23 protein-coding genes are annotated in these 21526 nt (G+C 62.3%); 5 read left to right on the forward strand and 18 right to left on the reverse strand.

Annotated features, from left to right (window positions below):
- Together purU and NAP1_RS11375 are read right to left on the reverse strand one after the other, a co-directional pair.
- Positions 1 to 870, reverse strand: a complete 870-nt coding sequence (purU, locus tag NAP1_RS11370; protein ID WP_007165444.1) for a formyltetrahydrofolate deformylase — start codon at positions 868 to 870, stop codon at positions 1 to 3.
- Positions 867 to 1727 carry a DUF4198 domain-containing protein gene (locus NAP1_RS11375; RefSeq protein ID WP_156777260.1) on the reverse strand — a complete coding sequence of 287 codons (861 nt, stop codon included), beginning with the start codon at positions 1725 to 1727 and terminating at the stop codon, positions 867 to 869. The genes purU and NAP1_RS11375 overlap by 4 nt, the downstream gene beginning before the upstream one ends.
- Before the next feature lie 184 nt (positions 1728 to 1911).
- Between NAP1_RS11375 and NAP1_RS11380 the strand changes: the two genes are divergently transcribed.
- Positions 1912 to 2253, forward strand: coding sequence for a UrcA family protein (locus NAP1_RS11380; RefSeq protein WP_007165446.1), 342 nt, complete (start codon positions 1912 to 1914; stop codon positions 2251 to 2253).
- A gap of 14 nt (positions 2254 to 2267) precedes the next feature.
- Here the strand turns inward: NAP1_RS11380 and purT are convergent, their stop codons facing one another.
- From purT to NAP1_RS11400, 4 genes are all read right to left on the reverse strand, one after another.
- The gene (gene purT, locus NAP1_RS11385; protein WP_007165447.1) at positions 2268 to 3455 is read right to left on the reverse strand and encodes a formate-dependent phosphoribosylglycinamide formyltransferase; all 1188 of its coding nucleotides are present in this window, start codon (positions 3453 to 3455) and stop codon (positions 2268 to 2270) included.
- Between the two features lie 44 nt (positions 3456 to 3499).
- A complete protein-coding gene (locus tag NAP1_RS11390) occupies positions 3500 to 4576 on the reverse strand; it encodes a diguanylate cyclase domain-containing protein (RefSeq protein ID WP_241761249.1) in 1077 nt (358 codons plus the stop codon).
- 242 nt (positions 4577 to 4818) lie between these two features.
- Positions 4819 to 5535, reverse strand: a complete 717-nt coding sequence (locus tag NAP1_RS11395; RefSeq protein ID WP_007165449.1) for a helix-turn-helix domain-containing protein — start codon at positions 5533 to 5535, stop codon at positions 4819 to 4821.
- Between the two features lie 133 nt (positions 5536 to 5668).
- Positions 5669 to 6937: an aspartate kinase gene (locus NAP1_RS11400; RefSeq protein WP_007165450.1), complete on the reverse strand. Its 1269-nt coding sequence runs from the start codon at positions 6935 to 6937 to the stop codon at positions 5669 to 5671.
- 86 nt (positions 6938 to 7023) lie between these two features.
- Between NAP1_RS11400 and ubiG the strand changes: the two genes are divergently transcribed.
- A complete protein-coding gene (ubiG, locus tag NAP1_RS11405) occupies positions 7024 to 7761 on the forward strand; it encodes a bifunctional 2-polyprenyl-6-hydroxyphenol methylase/3-demethylubiquinol 3-O-methyltransferase UbiG (protein WP_007165451.1) in 738 nt (245 codons plus the stop codon).
- Here the strand turns inward: ubiG and NAP1_RS11410 are convergent.
- The 5 genes from NAP1_RS11410 to NAP1_RS11430 all read right to left on the reverse strand — a co-directional run bounded on the left by NAP1_RS11410 (position 7758) and on the right by NAP1_RS11430 (position 11142).
- On the reverse strand, positions 7758 to 8816 hold the full coding sequence (locus NAP1_RS11410; RefSeq protein WP_007165452.1) for a glycerophosphodiester phosphodiesterase family protein: 1059 nt from the start codon (positions 8814 to 8816) through the stop codon (positions 7758 to 7760). The two genes, ubiG and NAP1_RS11410, sit on opposite strands and share 4 nt — an antisense overlap.
- Positions 8795 to 9142: an ArsC family reductase gene (locus NAP1_RS11415; protein ID WP_007165453.1), complete on the reverse strand. Its 348-nt coding sequence runs from the start codon at positions 9140 to 9142 to the stop codon at positions 8795 to 8797. The genes NAP1_RS11410 and NAP1_RS11415 overlap by 22 nt, the downstream gene beginning before the upstream one ends.
- Positions 9143 to 9261: 119 nt before the next feature.
- On the reverse strand, positions 9262 to 9741 hold the full coding sequence (locus NAP1_RS11420) for a hypothetical protein (RefSeq protein WP_156777261.1): 480 nt from the start codon (positions 9739 to 9741) through the stop codon (positions 9262 to 9264).
- 75 nt (positions 9742 to 9816) lie between these two features.
- Complete coding sequence (gene ruvC, locus NAP1_RS11425) at positions 9817 to 10290, reverse strand: crossover junction endodeoxyribonuclease RuvC (protein ID WP_007165455.1); 474 nt, start codon at positions 10288 to 10290, stop codon at positions 9817 to 9819.
- A 105-nt stretch (positions 10291 to 10395) separates the two neighbouring features.
- A complete protein-coding gene (locus tag NAP1_RS11430; RefSeq protein WP_007165457.1) occupies positions 10396 to 11142 on the reverse strand; it encodes a YebC/PmpR family DNA-binding transcriptional regulator in 747 nt (248 codons plus the stop codon).
- 54 nt (positions 11143 to 11196) lie between these two features.
- On the opposite strand from NAP1_RS11430, the gene NAP1_RS16015 reads away from it, so the two are divergent.
- Positions 11197 to 11949, forward strand: a complete 753-nt coding sequence (locus tag NAP1_RS16015; protein ID WP_007165458.1) for a type II CAAX prenyl endopeptidase Rce1 family protein — start codon at positions 11197 to 11199, stop codon at positions 11947 to 11949.
- Here NAP1_RS16015 and NAP1_RS11440 read toward each other — a convergent pair.
- The 3 genes from NAP1_RS11440 to NAP1_RS11450 form a co-directional block, all read right to left on the reverse strand.
- The gene (locus NAP1_RS11440) at positions 11946 to 12263 is read right to left on the reverse strand and encodes a heavy metal-binding domain-containing protein (protein ID WP_007165459.1); all 318 of its coding nucleotides are present in this window, start codon (positions 12261 to 12263) and stop codon (positions 11946 to 11948) included. The genes NAP1_RS16015 and NAP1_RS11440 overlap by 4 nt on opposite strands.
- A gap of 83 nt (positions 12264 to 12346) precedes the next feature.
- Complete coding sequence (locus tag NAP1_RS11445; protein WP_007165460.1) at positions 12347 to 14125, reverse strand: S41 family peptidase; 1779 nt, start codon at positions 14123 to 14125, stop codon at positions 12347 to 12349.
- A gap of 96 nt (positions 14126 to 14221) precedes the next feature.
- Positions 14222 to 14458, reverse strand: coding sequence for a DUF2312 domain-containing protein (locus NAP1_RS11450; RefSeq protein WP_007165461.1), 237 nt, complete (start codon positions 14456 to 14458; stop codon positions 14222 to 14224).
- Between the two features lie 263 nt (positions 14459 to 14721).
- Here NAP1_RS11450 and NAP1_RS16020 point away from each other — a divergent pair, with 263 nt between their 5' ends.
- Entirely contained in the window at positions 14722 to 15930 is a 1209-nt protein-coding gene (locus NAP1_RS16020) for an adenylate/guanylate cyclase domain-containing protein (protein ID WP_162013484.1), read from the forward strand.
- Here NAP1_RS16020 and NAP1_RS11460 read toward each other — a convergent pair.
- The gene (locus tag NAP1_RS11460; RefSeq protein WP_007165463.1) at positions 15927 to 16244 is read right to left on the reverse strand and encodes a DUF1244 domain-containing protein; all 318 of its coding nucleotides are present in this window, start codon (positions 16242 to 16244) and stop codon (positions 15927 to 15929) included. The genes NAP1_RS16020 and NAP1_RS11460 overlap by 4 nt on opposite strands.
- A gap of 63 nt (positions 16245 to 16307) precedes the next feature.
- Between NAP1_RS11460 and pyk the strand changes: the two genes are divergently transcribed.
- Entirely contained in the window at positions 16308 to 17795 is a 1488-nt protein-coding gene (gene pyk / locus NAP1_RS11465; protein WP_007165464.1) for a pyruvate kinase, read from the forward strand.
- Positions 17796 to 17798: 3 nt separating this feature from the next.
- Here the strand turns inward: pyk and NAP1_RS11470 are convergent, their stop codons facing one another.
- The 3 genes from NAP1_RS11470 to NAP1_RS11480 all read right to left on the reverse strand — a co-directional run bounded on the left by NAP1_RS11470 (position 17799) and on the right by NAP1_RS11480 (position 21401).
- Positions 17799 to 19505, reverse strand: coding sequence for a SulP family inorganic anion transporter (locus NAP1_RS11470; RefSeq protein WP_007165465.1), 1707 nt, complete (start codon positions 19503 to 19505; stop codon positions 17799 to 17801).
- An 87-nt stretch (positions 19506 to 19592) separates the two neighbouring features.
- A complete protein-coding gene (gltX, locus tag NAP1_RS11475) occupies positions 19593 to 20918 on the reverse strand; it encodes a glutamate--tRNA ligase (protein ID WP_007165466.1) in 1326 nt (441 codons plus the stop codon).
- 42 nt (positions 20919 to 20960) lie between these two features.
- Positions 20961 to 21401, reverse strand: coding sequence for a hypothetical protein (locus tag NAP1_RS11480; RefSeq protein WP_007165467.1), 441 nt, complete (start codon positions 21399 to 21401; stop codon positions 20961 to 20963).
- Positions 21402 to 21526 lie beyond the last annotated feature (125 nt).

The following is a 21526-nucleotide window of genomic DNA, read 5'->3' on the forward strand; positions in this document are numbered from 1 at the left end:
CTAGCCTCTGAAAACCACAGTGCGGGCGCCGTTCATCAGCACGCGGTCGCCTGCGAAGAGCCGCACCGCTTCGGCGAGCACGCGGCGTTCGATGTCGCGGCCCTTGCGCACGAGGTCTGACGGGCTGTCGGTATGGGTGATGCGCTCTACGTCCTGATGAATGATAGGGCCTTCGTCGAGGTCGGCGGTGACGAAATGGGCGGTGGCCCCGATGATCTTCACCCCTCGGCGGTGGGCCTGATGATAGGGACGCGCGCCCTTGAAACCGGGCAGGAAGCTGTGATGGATATTGATGCAGCGCTCGGCGAAATGGGCTGATTGCTCATCGGAGAATATCTGCATGTAGCGCGCCAGCACGACCAGTTCGGCCTGCACATCCTCGGCGATATTGCGCAAGGCGGCCTCGGCTTCTGCCTTGGTGTCGGGCGTGACGGGGACGTGATGAAACGGCACGTCGCCGATATCCGTGCGCCCCGATGACAGCGCAACCTCGCGCGGGTGGTTGGAGACGATCGCGACCGGCTCGATATTGAGCTCTCCGGTGCGCCAGCGATATATGAGATCCGCGAGGCAATGGTCCGCCTTGCTCACCATGATCAGCACGCGGCGCGGGCGGTCCTGCGCCGCGATTGTCCAGCGCATCGCGAAATCTTGCGCGAACGGCGCGAAGTCCCGGCGCAGATCCTCGCTGTCATGTCCGCCCGCCTCGAACACCACCCGCATGAAGAAGCGCTCATCCTCCCCGAATTGCTGCGCGTCGAGGATGTTGCAGCCGCGCTTGAACAGGAAGGCGGTGACCTTCGCTGTGATACCGGGGCGGTCGGGGCAATCCAGCGTGAGGATCAGCGGCCCGGCTTGGGGTGAGGTCATTCGGACGCGACCGTGAGGCTGGCAAAGATCGTGAAATAGTCCGCGCGCGCATCGTTGGGCGCAGGAACGCCCCAGACGACCGAGTACAGCATCGCCCCCGTGCTCGGAGCGCCGACCCGAACCACGCCGTCAGCGCTGGTAAGGAAGGTCTGGTAACTCGCCGTCACATTGAGCGGCGCAACGCTTACCATTGCGCCCTCGAGCGGCTGCCCGCGAAACAGCACCTGGAGGTCTAGCGCGTCGCTCGGTTCAAGCGTGAAGGGGTTCTGCAAGGGCACGATCTCAAGCACCTGCCCGATCGGACGCGTGACATTGCGCGTGCGCTGCTCGCCCACCTGCAGCAGGGTCTTGGCGCGGCGGGAGTATAGCTCGGTCCCGTTTTCGCCGGTCGTCCCGCGCAAGGTCCGATCAGCCGCGATACCGGTCAGCCCCTCGTGCTTGACGTAGTTATTGAAGCGCTCCGCCTCGAGATCCGAAAAGCTCGGATTGCTTTCGAATGCGAGAATGTGCGTGCCTTCGGAGCGGATGCTCACCACCGCGCTGCCCGGTTCGTCGCCGCCAGTCGTGCGCACGCCGCGCTGCTGGTCGACCACACCATCTGGGCTGAAAAGACGTAGCGAAGCGATCCGCTCCCAGTAAAGCCCCCAATCGTTCACGTCGCCTGCATCGCCGACCTTGAACTCGATCAGCACCTCCTCACCCGCCTCAGGCGTATGATCTTCAGGCTGCAACCAGAAGGAATGCGCGGCCGCGCCAGTCGATACGGTCAGCGCAAGCGCGGTGAGAAGGATGCGGATCATCTTTTGAAATACTCCCGGAAATGTGTCGCGCACCATGCCAAGGGCGCGCCCGGCCATCAACGATAGCTTTGCGTTGATTGCAGGATTGGCGTGAAACTTCGCGCAATAAACTTTCAGCCACGAGTAACCTTCGAATGAGGTGCGGCGAACAAGCGGCGTCCGGCGAGTGCCCTCCCCCAAAAAACCGCTCGCCGGACACGAGTTTCAAAACCCCGCTTATCAAGAATTAGGAGCCCACATAATGTTCAATCGCAAAACCGTTTCCGCCGTCATGCTTTCCATCGCGGCTATCACCGCCTCTCCCGTGAGCGCACAGACCAGCATCGAGGTTGATGCAGGCGCGTACAACCTCGCCGACGAAGCCGGCCAGCGTGCGCTCAATGCCGAACTCAAGAAAGCCGTTCGCCAGATCTGCGGCGTTACGCCGCCGCTTCGCGACCTTCACGATGTGCGCAATCACCGCGCCTGCGTGATCAGCGCCGAGACGAGCTTCATGGCAGATCGCAGCGCTGCAATTGCCGCCGCTCAATCTGCAGATGCGCAGCGCATGGCAATCGCCGAGCGCAGCGCCGACGCTGGCTGAATGCCGCGCACGTGTCAGCGATAACGGATCAGTACCCGGTCCGCAGCAGCACCGGCGAGGCGCCTTGCCTCGTCGGTGTTGTCGCTCGTGGCGAGCGCAACGCCCATGCGGCGATAGGGGCGCGTGGTCGGCTTGCCGAAGACGCGCACATCCACCGACGGATCGAGGCCGAGCGCTGCATCGAGGCCTGAGAAACCGAAGTCATCGCTGTCCCGATCGGCGAGGATCACGGCGGAGGCGCTGGGCTTGGCATCGATCGTCTCTGGCACGGGCAGCCCCATGATGGCGCGGGCGTGAAGATCGAATTCGGACAGCGTCTGTCCCGCGCTGGTCACCATACCGGTGTCATGCGGGCGCGGGGAAAGCTCTGAGAAAATCACCTCGTCCCCCCCTTGGCCCGAACGCACGAAAAATTCGACCCCGAACAGGCCCCAGCCTTGTCCTGAGCCCTTGAGCGCCTCAACCACCTTGGCCGCCATCGCCTGCGCATCCGCAAGCGCGCTTGCCGACATCGCGGCAGGCTGCCAGCTTTCCTGATAGTCGCCGCGCTCCTGCCGATGGCCAATGGGCGGGCAAAATGTGATGCCGTTTGCGTGGCGCACGGTCAGCAGCGTGATCTCGTAGTCGAAGTCGATGAACTGCTCGACAATCACGCGCGCACGGTCGCCGCGCATGTTGGCGCAGGCATAATCCCACGCTTCCTCAAGGCCGGCCTCGCTATCGACCTTGCTCTGCCCCTTGCCCGATGAGGACATGACCGGCTTGATCACGCAAGGAAAGCCGGTGTGCCCGGCTGCGGCGCAGACCTGCTCGAAGTTTTCCGCATAGCGATAAAGCGAGGTGGTGAGGCCAAGCTCTCCTGCCGCGAGATCGCGGATTGCGTCGCGGTTCATGGTCAATTGCACCGCCTTGGCCGAAGGGATCACGTTGAACCCTTCACCTTCGAGGTCGGCGAGCACTTCTGTACGGATCGCCTCGATCTCGGGGACAATGTGGTCGGGGCGGTGCTTTTCTACCGCTGCACGCAACGCGGCGCCATCGAGCATGGAGAACACCTCGCGCCCGTCGGCAACCTGCATCGCGGGCGCGTCGTCATAGGCGTCGCAGGCGATGACCCGCGCGCCCAGGCGCTTTGCGGATATGGTGAATTCGCGGCCGAGTTCGCCCGAGCCGAGCAGCAGAATGGTGGCGGTGTGAGACATGCCTAACGCCTAGCGCCGCTGCTCGCGCGAGGGAAGCGGTCAGGTCACGCGCGTTTCTGCAATGCGGACGCTGAAACAGCCGCGCGGGTGGATTGGCCGCTTTGTTCGACTGCGCGCTGTACGGCTTCTTCCATTGCCCGCTCCATCGCATCTCCGCTAATGACAGGGCTGGAGGTGCGGCAGATACCCGTCTGCATTCCCCCGCCAGCGCGCGCCATGACAAGACCGAGTTCCGCCTGGCGCATGGTCAAGTCGACGCTTCTTTCGGCCCGCGCAATTCCGGCGCTGGCGGTGAGTTCAGGAGCGCGGCCCGGCGACGCCATGGTCAGCCCTGCAAAGGTCTTGAGCACGTCATTGGCCCACGCGCGCGCCTCGCGCTGGCTCAGCCCCCGCAAAAGCACGCCGAAGCGTTCATCGTCGAGCTGTGCCAATTCGTGCGGCGGTGATGTCATGGTGCCGAGATAGCGCGCAAAGCCCCAGCGGATCTCGTCTGCGGTGCTTTGTCCATATTGCATGAAGATCGCGCGCATCCGGTCAATCGCGAAGATAGCGACCGCGGCGGCGGATTTATCGTGAGCACGTGCGCCTGCAATCGAGCGGTTGAGCGAGGCACACAAAGCGTGCCGGTTAGCGAGACCCGTGACGGGATCGCGGCCCGCAGGGGTCGCAGTCTCTCGCGTAATTTCGCGTCCGATCGCCCGCACCGTGTCGTGCTTTTTCTGGACCGAGCGCAGGATGCCGATAGCGCCTCCCATGTCGCTCGTATCGCGGCCAACAGGGCGAAGATTGAGCGCATACCAGTGAAGTTCGGGTTCGCTCTCCTCTCCGCCTTCCGCGTCGTCATGCTCTTGAGCGGGTCGAGCAAACTCGATCCAGTCATCGCGTTTCTCGAATGCGAGCACGGCCGAGCAGTAGCGCGATACGTCAGCCGCGAATTGAGGCGCAGCCAGATCGGCGACGTGCGGCATCAAAAGCAACGAACAAAAGTCTATTCCCAATCGGCAAGCGTTGGATGAGGCGTGGATTATAAATCCATCGGCATCAATCCTGATGACGATATCCTCAGACGCGTCCTTGCCCTGGCTGTGCACAGCACAGCCGCCAGATTCCTGAAATCCCATATCCACGTGACAGCCCCCGGTGTTTTGCGACCGTTTGAGTCAATCCGTTTCCCGTCACGCGTTATGAGTTAGCAAACCCGTGCGATATAAATAGTCGAGATTTCCCCTTACTCGCTATGTATTCGCACTTATTGAGTTAACCTTGTTATATTACGCAACTAAAAAACGAATCAACGTCAATAATCATTTACCATAATATTGACCGGTTGGTAGATATAGTATTCGCAGGGTAAGTATATTGCTCAGAGTTCGATGGAAATGCGCACACTAGAGGGGTCCGCGCCAAATTGGGCCGCGATTTTCTGTCGGCATTCTTCGATCAGTGCGCCCGCTGGCGTACGGCCCGCCACTTCCATCAGGTCTTCGCTCGTCACACCCAGAACATCGGCGATCGCGCCGATCCGCTCAGGAAGCGGGCGCGCCTTGTCTTTCTCCCATGCCCAGACGGTCGGCTTGCTGACACCAAGCGCATCTGCAACCTGCGCCAGCGTCAGCCCACGTTCGCGCCGCAGGGTGTTGAGACGCTTGCCAAGGCCCGATTGGCCAAATCCAGAGCCCACTCCGGGATCGAATGAGACAGCGGGGGTCGGCGCAGGCTGCGGCTGCGCGGGTGTCCCTGCGCCAAATCCGCCGCGAAGTTGCGCTGCGGCTAGAGCCGCCTCGCCGAGCGCCTGCTCGAACGCGCAACCGTAAAGCTCGCCGCTCTGCCATACGATCTCCGCCCCCACGGGCCCGAGTTCAGGCAGGTCGATCGAGAGCACTTCTCCCACATCGAGCGACAACTCGGTCTGCAACAGCAAGCCCGCCGCCGAGATGTTGTGCACGGTGACATTCGCGCTTGCCCCGCCGGGCAACGACCCACTGGTTTCGAGGTAGAGCGAGCGACGCGGGTGACGGCGGCCCTCCGCCGCATCGGGCGATGGCGGAAGGTGAGCCTGGATGGGGCCTTGTTGCGACATGTAAGTAAAGCTCCTGTAACGGAGCCTTACGATCCGGCCAAAAGTGTAAACGCGGTCTTGCCGGAAATGGTTAACAGCGATGAAAAGCCTTGCTCGCGGTATGAAGTGTTAGCCGCGAGGTTGGTGCACCCGCTTATTCCTCGGCGTCGAGGCCGTAAGCGGTGTGCAGAACGCGCACGGCAAGCTCGGTTTCGTCCTCGTCGATCATCACGCTGACCTTGATCTCGGAGGTCGAAATCGCCTGAATGTTGATCCCGCGATCCGACAACGAGCGGAACATGGTCGAGGCGACGCCGGCATGGCTCTTCATGCCGACACCAACGACGCTGATCTTGGCGATCTGGCTGTCGGTGATGATGCGGTTGAACCCGATATCCTCGCGCCGGTCCTCCAGCAGCGCCTGAGCGCGCGCAAGGTCGGCCTGGGGCACGGTGAAGGTCACGTCGGTCTCGCCCTTGTCGCGCCCGACGTTCTGAATGATCATGTCGACATTGATCGACGCATCGGCAAGCGGCTCGAAGATATGCGCCACCGCGCCCGGCTTGTCGGGGACGCGGGTGAGGATGACCTTCGCCTCGTTCTTGTCGTGGGCAATACCGGTCACAAGTTGGCGTTCCATTTCGCCTCTCTCCACCATTTGGTCCATTTCTTCATCCGAGACGATCAGCGTTCCCGGAAGGTCGTCAGCAAGCGCTGCATCGTCGTCGACAAAGCTCGACAGCACCTGGATGCGTACGCCCTCTTTCATCGCGAGGCCGACAGAGCGGGTCTGGAGCACTTTGGCCCCGACGGATGCCAGTTCGAGCATTTCCTCGTAAGTCACCGCCTTCAGCTTGCGCGCCTTGGCGACGATGCGCGGGTCGGTGGTGTAGACGCCGTCGACATCGGTGTAGATGTCGCAGCGATCCGCCTTCACCGCCGCTGCAACCGCGACTGCCGAGGTGTCCGATCCGCCCCGCCCCAATGTCGAAACGCGGCCCTCTTCGGTGATGCCCTGAAAGCCCGGCACAACCGCGATCTCGCCCGCCTCCAGGCTCGCGACCATATCGGGAGCCTCGATACTGGAGATGCGCGCCTTGGCGTGGGCTTCCTCGGTCTTCACCGGAAGCTGCCAGCCGAGCCAGCTGCGCGCCTTACAACCGAGCGATTGCAGCGTCAGCGCAAGCAGCCCAGAGGTCACCTGCTCGCCGCTCGATACGACCACGTCATATTCGGCCGGATCGTAAAGCGCGTTTGCCTCGCGGCAGAAGTTCACCAGCCGATCCGTCTCGCCCGCCATCGCGCTGACGACGACCGCAACTTCGTTAGCCTCGCCGTCCTTGCCCGCGGCCTGCGCGCGCACGATATTGGCGACGCGGCGAATGCGTTCGGTCCCGGCCATCGACGTGCCGCCGAATTTCATCACTACTCGCGCCAAGCTCGTCTCGCTCCTTTTCGTGAGTGAGGTGGACAGTGGTGTGTTCGAATTGGCGCTGCTAACGGGGGTGAATGGGAAACGCAAACGTATCGAATGTAACCATCCGCCCGGAAGAGGCCGCTTTCTTCGCCGATCTGGCCAAGGACTGGTGGAACCCCAAAGGCAAAATGGCCAGCCTGCACGAAGTGAACCCGGTGCGGCTCGGCTTCATTCGATCCGCCATCGACGCGCATTGGGGTGGCGACGAGCGCAACATACGCCCACTCAAGGGCAAGAGTGCGCTCGATATCGGATGCGGTGCAGGGCTCGTGTGCGAGCCGCTCGCACGGCTGGGCGCGGAGGTCACTGGCGTCGATGCAGCCGCCGACAATGTCGCAGCCGCCAGCGCCCATGCCGAGGCAAGTGGGCTCGACATTCGCTACATGGCAGGCGAGGTCGCAGGGCTGGATATCGGGACATTCGATCTCGTCACCGCACTCGAAGTGATCGAGCATGTCGCGGACAAGGAAGCGTTCCTTAGCGACGTGACGCAGCGCGTTGCACCGGGGGGACTGCTGGTCATCTCGACCCCCAACCGCACGACCGCCTCGCGCCTGCTGCTCGTCGGCGCGGCGGAGGCCGTGGGCTACGTCCCCAAGGGTACGCACCACTGGGACGATTTCATCATGCCAGAGGAGCTCGACGTGATGCTGTCGGATTTCGGCTTCGAGGTCACCAAGCGCCAAGGCATCGCATGGCGTCCGGGCAAGGGCCTGCACCTGTCAGACGATGAGAGCCTCAATTACATCGTAAGCGCGCGGCGGGTTTAAAAACCGGACTCGTTCGTGCCTTCATCCAGAAGCTCGACGAATTCCTTCACATTGTCGACGAAGAACCCGTCCGCACCGCTCGCGATCGCGGCGCGCCAGAGCATTTCGTATTGCCCGTCATCCGATGGACCGCCCTCGCCCTGTAGGCTTGCCGGCAGAAACCCGTTTTCCTTGCGAAGCGTCCAAGGGTGGACCTTCAGGCCCGCAGCGCGCGCATCGGCGACCAGCGTCGTCTCGGCCATCGTTTCGGGATCGAGGACATAGCCGAGCCAGGGTCCGATCCCGTCTGCATACTCCGCCACTTCGGCAAGGCCGCTCGCCGTCACCATTTCAGCGTAGCGCATCGTAGGCTCGTCCACCGGACCACCTTCGGGATGGATCAACTGCGCAAGGTGATAGTCGCTGCGCTGGTTGAGGCGGCGCAGAGGGCCGACCTCAAAACACTGGATTATCAGCTTCTCATCCGCCCCAATGTCGAGATTGCGCAATTCGCGCAGCACGAGATCGACCACGTCGATCCCTTCGGCTTCGAGCAGGAAATTCGGATGCTTAAGCTCTGGGTACAGACCGATGCTGCGGCCGGTCTCCGCTTCCTTCGCCCGGACCAATTGCACGACTTCGGCAAAGGTCGGGACCTGATAGAGCCCGTTATATTGCGTATTGGCCGGGCGGATGTTCCCGACCCGCTCACGCGCGCGCAGGGTGCGCAATTCAGCGAGTGTAAAGTCCTCCGCGAACCAGCCTGCAACGCGGCGACCGTCGATGGTCTTTTCGCGGCGCAGATGCTCGAATTCTTCGCGGCTGGCGACATCGGTGGTGCCCGAAAGCTCGTTCTCATGGCGAGCAACGAGAACAAGGTCCTTTGTCACCACCAGATCCGGCTCGACGAAATCGGCTCCCTGGTCGATCGCGAGCTCATAAGCGGCCAGCGTGTGCTCAGGCCGTTCGCCGCTCGCCCCGCGATGCGCGATGATCAGCGGGTCGTTCTGGGCAAAGGCGGGTGCGGGAATGAGAAGCGCAGCTGCGAGCGCGCTCAGGATAATGCTGCGGACCATTCGTCTTCCTTGAAACCGACCAGAATACCGTTTGAGTGCTCGACAACTGGCCGCTTGATCATGGAGGGGTGCTGAACCAGCAAAGCGACAGCCTTGTGACTGTCAGCCGCATCGGCCTTCTCTTCTTCGCTTAGCTTGCGATAGGTCGTGCCGCGCTTGTTGAGCACGGTGTCGACGCCCTTCGCCTCGACCCAAGTGGCGAGCTTGTCGGCATCCGCGCCTTCCTTCTTGTAATCGTGGAAGGTGTATTCGTGGCCATTGGCCTCGAGCCATTTGCGTGCCTTCTTGACCGTGTCGCAATTGGGAATGCCGTAAAAGTGGATCATGCAGAAACTCCGTTTCGGAATGCTCCCGCAATGCCAATTGCACGCGCGAAAGCAAGGGCCCGCCAAAGCGGACCCCCGCCTTTACACATTTACTCTAGGCCCTGTTTTTCAGCCCGAAATCATTCCGCCGGCATGAACCACTGGCCAGTGCCGGTCGCTTTCTCGGCCGAATACCAATACATGGTGAGCGCTCCGCGCCAGCCTTCAACGTCGCCCGAGCGGCCTTGAATGCCTCCCACGCAACTGATCGGAGAATTCGGTCCGGCTTCGCCAACATAGTTGCAACCATAGGCAAAGCTCGAACTTGAGCCATTGCTGCTTGTCGCCTTGCAGGACAGATGGATTGCGAAGATTCCGCCTTCGGGTTGCCCTGTCCCGACACAGCTTACCATGCCGGTATCGGCGCTACCGTCTGCGTTGGTCGCGGAATACGTTCCCGAAACCATGCCGCCACCATATTGCGGCCCGTCGGAACCATCGAGGCCTTGGAAGCGTTCGACCGGCCCCCAATCTACATCGAAAACGAAAGTCTGTGCATGTGCTGGTGACGCTGCGAACATAGCTACGCCTGCTACCAATGGCAGTGCAAATTTCAGCATTTACCCCTCCTGAGTCGTCGAGGCGACCGCACTGGGGAGATACCATAGTTACGCTACGGAACCTAAGCTTTCCGCCTAGCGAGGCGTTCCGAGATGCGCATCGGCAATCGCGACTGCGAGCGCATCGGCCGCATCGCTTCCCGCAAGCTGGACACCGGGAAGCAGCACCTTGATCATGGCGGCAACCTGGCTCTTGTCCGCAGCGCCCGTACCGACGGTTGCCTTCTTCACCAGCCGCGCCGCGTGTTCGTTGACGCTTAGCCCTGCCGCGCCGCACGCCGCCAACACCGCGCCGCGGGCCTGCGCGAGCTTGAGCGTCGATTTGGGGTTCTCGTTGACGAAGACCTCTTCGCACGCTGCGCGCTCTGGCCCGTGAGCGGCGATCACCTCCGCAATTCCGCAGGATAGCGCTGCCAGCCGCTCGGCCATCGGGGCCTTGCTGTTGGTCTTTATCTGACCGTTGGCGATATGCGACAGGCGCGAACCTTCAGCGCGGATCAGGCCCCAGCCTGTGCAGGTGAGCGAGGGATCGAGGCCGAGAATTATCACGCGGCTACAAGCCCACCATCCAACCAAGCCGCCACGCAATCGCGAGCAGGAACGCGCCGCCCAGCATCAGAGCATATAGCCACTCGCGCCACGTCATGAGCCGACTTACGCGTCGAGCTTCTCCATGACTTCGTCGCTGATCTCGTAATTGCCCCAGACAGTCTGCACGTCGTCATCGTCTTCGAGCGCGTCGATCAGCTTGAGGAGCGTGCCCGCGCCCTTCTCGTCCATCTCAACGGTGAGGTTTGGCTTCCACGCAAGCTTGACTTCCTTCGCTTCGCCAAGAGCCTTTTCAAGGTTCGAGGACACTTCGTGGAGGTCTTCGGCAGCGGTCCAGATTTCGTGGCCGTCGTCGGACGATGCAATGTCTTCTGCGCCTGCTTCTAGGGCGGCTTCGAGAACTTTCTCCTCGTCGCCCGCATCAGCGCCGTATTCGATATACCCGACACGCTCGAAACCGTGGGCGACCGAACCTTCGGTGCCGAGATTGCCGCCGTTCTTGCTGAACGCGGTGCGAACGGCCGTGGCAGTGCGGTTGCGGTTGTCGGTCAGAGCTTCGACAATGATCGCGCTGCCGCCGGGGCCGTACCCTTCGTAGCGAACCTCTTCGTAGTTCTCGCCATCGGCTGCGCTCGCCTTGTCGATCGCGCGCTGGATATTGTCCTTGGGCATTGACTGCCCCTTCGCGGTGTTGATCGCGAGGCGCAGGCGAGGGTTCATATCGGGGTCGGGCGCACCCATCTTGGCAGCAACCGTAATTTCACGGCTCAGCTTGCTGAAAAGGTTGGAACGCTTCTTATCCTGTGCACCTTTGCGGTGCATGATGTTCTTGAATTTGGAATGGCCTGCCATGGGTACTCTTCTGGTTGGCTGGAATCAGCGAAATATGGTGCTCGCATTAGACCGATGAACGATTATCCGACAAGTCCTGTGACGCCCGCCCGCGTCCTGATCGCGCCCGCCGACACGATGAGAGGCGAATGGCAGCGCCTCGGTGCGTTTCTGAAGCGCCCTTCGCTCGGCGTGAATGCCGAGCAATCCCAGCCGTTCAAGGTGCTCGCCCGCATCTACACGCTCGATGTGGCGGCGATGGCGGCGCTCATCACGCTGGCCACCATCGCGGTGGCGGCGGGCATCTACATCCCGGCGACCGCGCTTGCGGGGATCGAGTTTACGCCGCTTGTCATACTGTCGGTCGTGATCGGTGCGCCGGTGCTGGAGGAGATATTCTTTCGCGGCTGGCTGTCGGGCAAGCCAGCGCACATTTACGCTCTTCTTGCCGTGATCCTTGGCGCGGTGGGTTTTGGCGTGTCGCACCAAACCAGTCCGATGCTCGGCCTCGCCGCGCCGGTGATCGGAATTGCTGCCGCGATCGGCCTTGCATTCCGACTTCGCAACCGACCGCCATTCGGCTGGTTCGCCTTCGCGTTCCCCGTCTTCTTCTGGCTCAGCACGGTTGCCTTCGCGCTGGTTCACCTTTGGAACTTCGAGGAAGGCTCGCTCGCGATCCTTCTGCCTCTGGTGCTGCCGCAGTTCATTCTCGGAATGCTGCTTGGTTATGTGAGAGTGCGGATCGGACTGTGGTCCGCGATCCTGCTGCACGCGGCCCACAACGCGACCGCGCTGTCGATTGCGGCGCTGGCGACCGCCGGAGCCTAGACCTTCACCGCTGTCCCGCTGGCGCTGACCATCAGCATCGAGCCGGTGTCGCCGATAACCTCGTAATCGAGGTCGATCCCGACCACCGCATTGCCGCCGCGCGCCGCGCATTCGGCCTGCAATTCCTCGATCGCCTGATTGCGGGCATCGGAAAGGATGCGTTCATAGCTGCCCGAACGTCCGCCAACGATATCGCGGATATTGGCGAACAGATCGCGGAAAAGGTTCGCACCCACGATCACTTCACCGACCACGATGCCGCAATAATCCTGGATTGGCTTGCCCTCGATCGAAGGGGTTGTCGTCACGATCACGCCGCGTGCATCTGCCCAAGGTCCGGCCATCAATTCTCTCCTCTTTTTGGTGTGTTAGATAGATATAACACTTTGCCGCAAATTCAAGGTTGCGGCGCTCCACCGCGCACCAGCGCCATGCCCGCTTCGAGGATTTCATCACGCCCTGCTGCGAGGCCTGCAATCGTCGGTTCCACAATCACATCCGGGACCACCCCGATATTGTGATGCACGCTGCCATCCTGATTGATGACCCGCATTCCGGTGAACATGATGCGGTAGCCTCCGGGCAAACCGGCCAGCGTGACGTTGCCGTTCGCCCCGGCGCTGGCTTGACCGACAATCGTGCCCAATGCGTTGCCCTTCACGACGCCGAGGATCGATTCCGGATAGCTCGCCGCAGTCGCGTCGCTCAGAAACACAGTGTTGCTGGTGAGGCGCGGCAGGAGCGGCTGCATCCGCCAGCCGCCTTCGCTAAAACTCATGCCCTGCTGGTCGGGCCGCTCGATCACCGGACGCTCCATCCGCGCCGAGAGGGCCAGCTCATCGGTCAGGTGCGACAGGAAGAAGGGAGAGCCCTTGGGGCGTCCGCGCAGGTCGAAGATCAGCCCTTGCGCACCGGCCAGCAGGTCGACCTTTGCAATCAGTTCTTCGTCGGTGATGCGGCTCACGTCGACATAGACGATACCCGGTTCGACTTCGGTCACGGGCTCGGGACGCGGCGGCATGGGCCAGTTTTCACGGGTATAGGCGACGCGCTCGACCTCGACCTCGCGCTCGGCACCGTCCGGCTCGACTATCGAGAAATTAGCGCGCGTGCCCGGTTCGCCTTCGATCATCACAGCGAGTGCCCGCATGGTGCGGAAATGCTCGCTGCCAGAAGCGCGCTCCGACTTGAAACGCTGCATCAGTTCGCCCGTATTCACTCCGTCGATCGCAGAAACGATGCTGCCTGAAGGAATGCCGGTTTCGGGCCGCGCCCAGGCGACGACAACCTGTCCTTCTGCATATTGAAGCGCCACCGGAGCAATCTCGATGTCGCGCCAACGCAGCTGCGCTCCGCCATGGCCGTCCTCGATCTCGTGCATCATGAGCCGCAAGGCGTCATGGAACGCCGTGTCGTCCCCGGCCATAGCGGCTCGCTGCAATTGCGGGCCAAGCTTGGCGTCCCAATCGACGTCAACAACGTCCCAATAGGGATAAAATTGGTCGAGCACGCCCCAACCGATGATCGTCGCAGCAATCCGCGTGGTGCGGTCGAACCCGGCTGGCGTCCAGCCTTCGGGGCGACCGTTGAATGTAGTTTGCGGCTCGGAAGGGGGATGTTCGTCGCCCAGCTTCTCTCCGGTTAGCGGGAAACGAACGTGGAGCCCTCCCAGCTGTTCGTGAAAGATCGGGCCACTTCCAAGTGTGCTGATCTCACGCCGGAACTTCGAGTAGCCCGATTGGCGCATCCCCTTAAAGCCGTTGTGAATCCACTGCCAGCGGCCATTCGCATTGGCTGGACCGGCATAGGGTCCAAGCGGCTCGGCCGAGGCTTCGAAATGCTCGACAACGGGCGCAAAGACCACTCCGAGCACCTCGGCAAACTCGCGCTCGCCAGATGCTGCGATGACCTGCGGGACCGCTTCGATGGCAAGTGCATCCCAGTCGGCCTTCAGCGCCGCATCACTCGGGTGGAACCAGCGCGCGACGGTGTAGATGCGCGCGAAGGTCCGCAGCCTTTCAAGTTCGCCATCGCTCAGCTCGGAGGCGGGAATATCTCCCTCAACCGCAGAATCACGGGGCGGCTCAGCCGACTGCGCCTGTGCCACGCCCAACGGAAGCATGAGCGCGAGCGCTGCCGTAGCGAACGTCAGGCGGAAAAAAGCGAGTGTTTTCATGGATGCGTCCCCCCGAAATCGGAAGCGACGTCATGCAATCGCCAAAATGAACGCCGGATAAACCGGCCAGCTTTGGCCGGTCATATCAACCGCAGATCAACCCATGCCGAGCGCAGCCTTGTAGGTTTCGAGGATCGTTTCCTGCTCGCTGCGATCGTCGGGCTTCATCTTTCTGAGGCGCACGATCTGGCGCATGATCTTGACGTCGTAGCCCACGGCCTTTGCCTCGGCATAAACGTCGCGAATATCGTCGGCGATGCCTTTCTTTTCTTCTTCAAGGCGTTCGATGCGCTCGATCAGAAGGCGCAGGCGGTCGTCGGTGGCTTCGGCCATGGGGGTATCCTGTGAGAATCAGTAAAACGGTTTGGCCGTCGGACTTACCAGCCCAGCGCCGCGTGCAAAGCACGGATGCGCAGCTTCTCCACCGGTCCGGGCCGCTTTGGCTGCGCAAGCTTGCACACCGCCCCTCTTGCTGTAGTGTCTGAGCCTAGCGACACGGCGCGGCGGAGGGGGAACTCGCACGTGGAAACAAGGCTATGGCTGACAGGCTCAGGTAAGTTCGCGGGCGGTTGTGCCGGCGAAGGATGCGGCGCATCGTGACCGGAGAAAAGCTCACCGCGCCCAAGCCAGAAACCAGCAAGGGCGGGAATGTCGCCGTCTTCTGCGGTCACATGTTCAACACCGGAAGTGAGGCCGAAGAAGAGCTGAAGAAGCGCGTGCGCGAACAGCTCGACACGCTCGACATCACGGTGGGTTATGGCCCGCTTGCATGCGGGGCGGACATCGTGATCGCCGAAAGCCTGCTCGCCCGCGGGGCCGAGCTCAACGTCGTCCTGCCTTTCAGCGAGGAGGACTTCATCGCCGAAAGCGTGCTGTGCGGCGGACAGGACTGGCTTGAGCGGTATTACACCTGTCGCAACGCGGCGACCTCGATCAACTTCGCAACGCCAGGCGACTATGTCGGCGACGATAATCAGTTTGCCTACAACACGCTCTACGCGATGGGCCTTGCGATCCTGCGTTCGCAAAAGCGGCAGTGTGAAGCGTTCCAGATCGCGGTCGTTTCCGACAGTTTTGCGAGCTTCTCGACCACCGGAATTGCCGGGACCAAGGCGGATATGAAGCTTTGGCAATCACTGGGCCGCGAAACGGTTGCGATCCCGGCAGGGCCCGTCCCGCGCGAGCTGCGCTTCCCCAACAGGCCAAAAGTCGGCGACGGGACCAAGCGCGAAATCCGCTCGATCATCTTTGCCGATTACAAGGGCTTCTCACGCATCGGAGAGCGGGAGATGCCCGGCTTCATGGACATCGTGATGGGCCGCATCGCAGAGGTGCTCCATTCATTCGGCGACCATGTAGAGTTTCGCAACACATGGGGCGATGCGATCTATGCGATTGTCGATGAGCCCAAAACCGCCGCTGCCATTGCGCTGAAATTGCAGGAAGTGCTCGCTGACTTGCCAAGGGGTCTTATCCCGTCCGGCGCGGTGGCAGGCATGCGACTGGGCCTGCATTACGGCCCGATCTGGGTGGGCACCGACCGGATCACCGGCAACCGGCTGTGGTATGGTGGCGAGGTCAATCGCACGGCGCGGATCGAGCCGGTGACGCCCGTGGGCGGCGTCTATTGCACCGAGAGTTTCGCGGCTGCCCTGCTGATGGCCGACTGCCAGGATTGCAAGTTCACCTCTGTCGGGCGTGTGCTGCTGCCCAAGAAATATGGCGAGGTCGAACTCTTCCACCTTGAAGGCGCCGATTATGTCGAGCCGCCTCAGCCCAACGCGAAGACAGGAGCCAGGACCTAGCGCAAATCCGCGCGGTTCTTCGTCAGGCTCTTTTCCATCGCCTCGATCTGTTCCTGCGTTGCTGGCTGCTGCTTGGTCGCTTTCCACTCGTCCATCGGCATGCCGTGAATGAGCTCGCGCGCCTGCGCCTTTTCGCCGTCGTAGCCTGCATCGCGAATCCAGTCGGCAAGGCAATTGCGGCAGAACCCGGCAAGCCCCATCAGCTCGATATTCTGCGCATCGTGACGATGGCGAAGGTGGCGCACCAGCCGCCGAAACGCAGCAGCGGCCACTTCGTCGTCGAGGCTGTCGAGCGGGTCAGTTTGATCGGTCATCGGGCTTTTCCTTGAGTTGCAATTATACTGTGTCATAGCAGCGCAAACGGGATCAGGAATACCATGTCAAAACGCGATAACACTCGGATCGACCCGCGCGGTCGCAAGGTCAAGATTCTGGCGACGATCGGCCCGGCCAGCCGCTCACCCGAAATGCTGCGCAAGCTGTTCAAGGCCGGCGCCGACGCGTTCCGAGTGAACATGAGCCACGGCGAGCATGCCGATCATGCAAAGGCCATTGCCTCTATTCGCGCGCTGGAAAAGGAATTCGCTCGCCCCATCGCGATCCTCGCCGACCTCCAAGGGCCCAAACTGCGCGTCGGGCCGTTCAAGGATGGTCAGGCAGTGCTGCGCCATTCAGGGCACTTCACGCTCGACCGCGACGATACGCCGGGCGACGAGACCCGTGTCTGCCTGCCCCATGCCGAGCTGTTCGGCATCCTTGAGCGTGGGCAGCGTCTGCTCATCAATGACGGCAAGATCCGTCTCTTGGTGAAGGAAGCAGACGAGGACAAGATCTTCTGCACCGCCGAGGTTGGCGGGGTGATTTCGGACCGCAAAGGCGTGAATGTACCCGATGCCGAGGTTCCGATCCCGGCGCTGACGGACAAGGACAAGAAAGACCTCGCCTTCGCGGTCGAACAGGGTGTCGACTGGATTGCTCTGAGCTTCGTCCAGCGCCCCGCCGACCTCGCTGAAGCACGCAAACTGATCGCGTCGCACGCAGCCGGAGGCCATTGCCCTGCCCTGTGCGCAAAGATCGAAAAGCCGCAGGCGGTCGGACGGCTCGAAGAGATCATCGAATTGTCCGATGCGATCATGGTCGCGCGCGGCGACCTTGGCGTCGAACTTGAGCCGCACGAAGTCCCGCCGCTGCAAAAGCGCATCGTCGCTGCGAGCCGTAGTGCAGGCAAACCGGTGATCGTGGCGACGCAGATGCTCGAAAGCATGATCGAAAGCCCGATGCCGACCCGCGCCGAAGTCTCAGACGTAGCCAACGCGGTCTATGACGGCGCGGACGCCGTGATGCTGAGCGCGGAAAGCGCAGCCGGAGACTGGCCCGAGGAATCGGTCACTATGATGCACAAGATCGCAGCTCAGGTGGAGCGCGACGAGGGCTATCGCGAGCGCATCCGCATGCTCGACACGCCGCCCGATGCAACGACTTCGGACGCGCTGGCGCATTCGTGCATGACTATCGCCGACACCGTCCCGATCAGCGCGATCACAGTCTTCACCTCTTCAGGTTCCACTGCACGCCGCGTCGCACGCGAGCGGCCCGGCACGCCGATGCTGGTCCTCACCCCGAGTATGCGCACAGCCCGCCGGGTGGCGCTCCTGTGGGGCGCACATGCGGTGGTCACCCGCGATATCGGCAGCTTTGAAGAGATGATTGCCAAGGGCAAGCGCATGGCGCTGCGTCACGGGTTTGGGACCGCTGGATCAAAGCAGGTGGTGCTTGCAGGCGTCCCCTTCGGCACGCCGGGGGCGACCAACCTGCTTCACGTCGTCACGCTTGCCGGTGACGAACTCGAGAAGCACCGGAAGTAACCGCTAGCTCGGCGCAATGGGTTCGTCCTGAGGCGAACCGCAGCTCTCCATCGCGTCGCCAACCGTGCGGTGGAAGTGGCATCTGTTGGAGTCGAGACGCGTGAGGCGCTCTCGCACCGGCTCATGGACGGCGGCGAAGTGGATCGCGATCCCCTGGCTGTGCACACGCTCGGTCAGGCGCTGCATCATGGCCGCCCCGCTCGCATCGACCGCATTCACCGCGCGCATATCGATCACGAGGCACGTCACCACGTCATGCTCGCCGAGCAGTCGGAAGAACTCGTCCTCGACAAACGCCGCGTTGGCGAAGAACAGCGAGCGGTCGATGCGCAGGATGAGGATCGGAAGAGTCCTTAAGTCCATTTCGTCACGCTCGATCGAGCGGAAGCTGCGTCCCCCATCATTGGTATCGACGCGCGTCACGCGGGGAAGCGAGGATATCCAGAGATGATGCGCAAGCCCCGCCAGCGCCCCTACCGCGAGGCCGAGCATCACGCCCAGCAGCAATGTCGCGGCAAACGTGATCGCGATGACCACGCCCTCAAGCCGGTCGTGCTGCCACACCTTTTTCATCTCGCCAGGCTTGATGAGGCCGAACACCGCACTGATCACCAGCGCGGCGAGCGCGGTTTCGGGAAGGAATGCCAGGATCGGCGCGAAAAACAGGATCACAGCCAGCACCAGAGCCGCGCCGATCACGTGTGCAATCGGCGTCTTGCCGCCGCTGTCCTCGACCAGTGCCGAGCGGCTGAGGCTCGCGCTCACTGCATAGCCGCCGGTGAGCGAGGCTCCGATATTGCCCAAACCCAGCGCAACCGCCTCGCGGCTCGTGTCGAGCCGTGACCGGTCGCTGCCGGCCAGCGACTTTGCCACTGCGGTAGCCGTCGCAAAGATGACCACCGCCACGGCAAGCGCGCTCGGAGCAAACTGCAGCCAGAGTTGCGGATCGAGCGGCGGCAGGGAGAAGCTCGGCATCTCGCCCGATGGTGGTGAGACGCGGGCGACATCGGCGCTGACGTAGCTAGCTGCAATTGCGCATCCGACGACCACCAGCAACGGGAGCGACTTTGCGATGGCCTGCCGCCATGGCGGGCGCACACCGATTTTCCAGAGAGCGGGCGCGGCAAGCCAGTCGAACAAAAGCAAGAGGGCAAGCGCCGCCGCGCCAATCGCAGCGGTCGTCACATTCCATTGCGGGAGCACGGACCACATAGCCGCAAGCGCGTCGGGCAGGTTGCCAGCGCGCTCGGGGTTTGTGCCGATGAGGGTCGGAAGCTGGCTTGTGAAGATCAAGATAGCCACAGACGCCGTGAAACCGAGAAGAACCGGCTCGCTGATGAAGTTGACCAACCTTCCAAGCCGCAACGCTCCGATGGCTGCGAGGATGATCCCCGCCTCGATCCCGACAATCGCGGCAGCCTCGATCACTTCGACGTCTGTTCCGCTTGCCGCTTCGGCAATGACGAGAGATATAAGCGCGACTGGGCCTACCGACACGAACGGGCTGGTCCCGAAAAGCAGGTAGAGCACCGGCGGGACGAGCGCAGCGTAGAGCCCTGCTTGAGGGGGAAGCCCAGCGAGTTGCGCGTAAGCCATCGCCTGCGGAACCAGCAGGATCGCGAGAATCGTGCCCGCAATCGCATCGGCAAGCGCGGTCTTGCCCTCGTAGCCCTTGAGGCTCGAAAGGTTCGGGATCAGCGGGTTGGCCACCAAGGCCTCGTGCGCACAGTTTTGATCATTGCCCCATCAACGCATGGAGCTTGGAGCCTGTTCCGATTTGGTAGGGCTTACGCCTGCTTAGCCCGCAGCGCGCTCCAGCCGCGCGCGCGCTTCATCTTCGCCTATCAACGGCAGCAACTCCCCCATGTCCGGTCCATGGTTCATGCCGGTTAGCGCCTGACGCAGCGGGAGGAACAGCGCCTTGCCCTTGCGCCCGGTCTTTCCTTTGAGCGCAGATGTAAGTGCACTCCAAGGGTCATCGCCCCAATCCAGCGCCTGCGCGGCATCGGCGAGATAGGCGCGATCTTCATCGTTGAACACTGGCTGTTCGATGGGTCCGGTGACCAGCCGCCACCACTCGCCCACCTCGCTCACGGTCGAGACATTGGGCTGCACCGCGTGCCAGCCAGCCTCGTCCATGCCCTCGGGGAGGCGGTCCTTCACCGCGTCATAAGGCATGGCGTGCACCATCGCGGTGTTCACCCGCTCAAGCTCGGCATCGTCGAATTTCGCAGGTGCGCGGCCGAAGGTGGACAGGTCAAAGGTGTCGAGCAGCCTGGAGCGCTCGGCAATCGGCTCCACCGGGAGCGAAGTGCCGAGGCGGGCGAGAAGCGCGATAATCGCTTCGGGCTCGATCCCGCGCTCGCGAAACGCATCGCAGCCGAGCGAGCCGAGACGCTTCGACAGCTTGCCTTCCTTACCCACCAGCAGTGCCTCGTGCGCAAAGGCGGGTGGCTCGGCGCCCATGGCGGTGAACATCTGTATCTGGACTGCGGTGTTGGAGACGTGGTCCTCGCCGCGCAGCACCTGCGTGATGCCCATGTCGATGTCGTCCACCGTGCTCGGCAACATGTAGAGCCACGAGCCGTCGGCGCGGCGGATCACGGGGTCGGACAGCTGCGCGGGATCGAATTTCTGCTTGCCGCGAACGCCGTCTTCCCACTCGATCGGCTGGTCGTGGTCAAGCTTGAAGCGCCAGTGCGGAGCGATGCCCTGCGCTTTCTTCGCCGCGCGCTCTTCGTCGGTTAGCTCGAGAGCACCGCGATCATAGATCGGCGGCTTTCCGCGCCCGAGCAGCACCTTACGCTTGAGTTCAAGCTCCTGCTGCGTTTCATATGCGGGGTAAATGCGTCCTGCCTCGCGCAGCCGCTCAAACGCGGCCTCGTATGCGTCGAGCCGCTCGGACTGGCGCTCTTCTCGATCCGCTTCGATCCCGAGCCAGGCGAGGTCCGCGCGGATTGCCTCGACATATTCTTCCTTCGAACGCTCTGCGTCGGTGTCGTCGATGCGCAGAACGAACGTACCGCCGGACTTCTCGGCGATCATCCAGTTATGAAGCGCAGTGCGGATATTGCCGACGTGCAGGCGGCCGGTCGGCGAAGGGGCAAAACGGGTGGTTGTCATGGCGCTTGCCGTTAGAACGCGCCGCCGCCTCCCGCAAGGAATTCAGAGTGAGCGCATCTCTGCAGCAATCAAACCGAGCACACCGTCCCACAGGCGATGCACGCGGTCATGCCTAATGAAGCCCTGCACCGCGCCTTCGAAGCCAGCCCTTTCCCGCTGCGACGCGCAATCGATCATCTTGGCGATAGTCGCCTCGTCATGAGTAAGCATCTGGCAGCAATAGCAACCGATCCGGATGTCTTCCGGCCACGTCGCCTTGACGGTCTGAGCCAGTGCGAGCGAGCGGGCGGCGGTTTCGACGCTGCCAAGACGCTGCGTCAGCTCGGGTATGGGATCGCGGTTCACCCGCTCATGCAGCGCAATCAGTCGCAGCGAATAGAGAAAGCGGGCAGCGATCGGGCCGTGATCGTCAATCCGCGCCGGTCTGGCGAGTGCGGCTATCGTGGCTTGTGCGGCAGAGAACGAGGGCTTGCTTGTAGGCATGCGATTCCTTTCGTGTAGATCGCCCTCACTCTACTTTATTGCAAGCGCTTCGCAATAGCATAATATCCGCTTGTCGCACGAAAAACCCCGCCGGAAGCGTGCGCTCCCAGCGGGGTCTTTGTGTC

The sequence above is a fragment of the Erythrobacter sp. NAP1 genome, assembly GCF_000152865.1.
Classification (GTDB): Bacteria; Pseudomonadota; Alphaproteobacteria; order Sphingomonadales; family Sphingomonadaceae; genus Erythrobacter.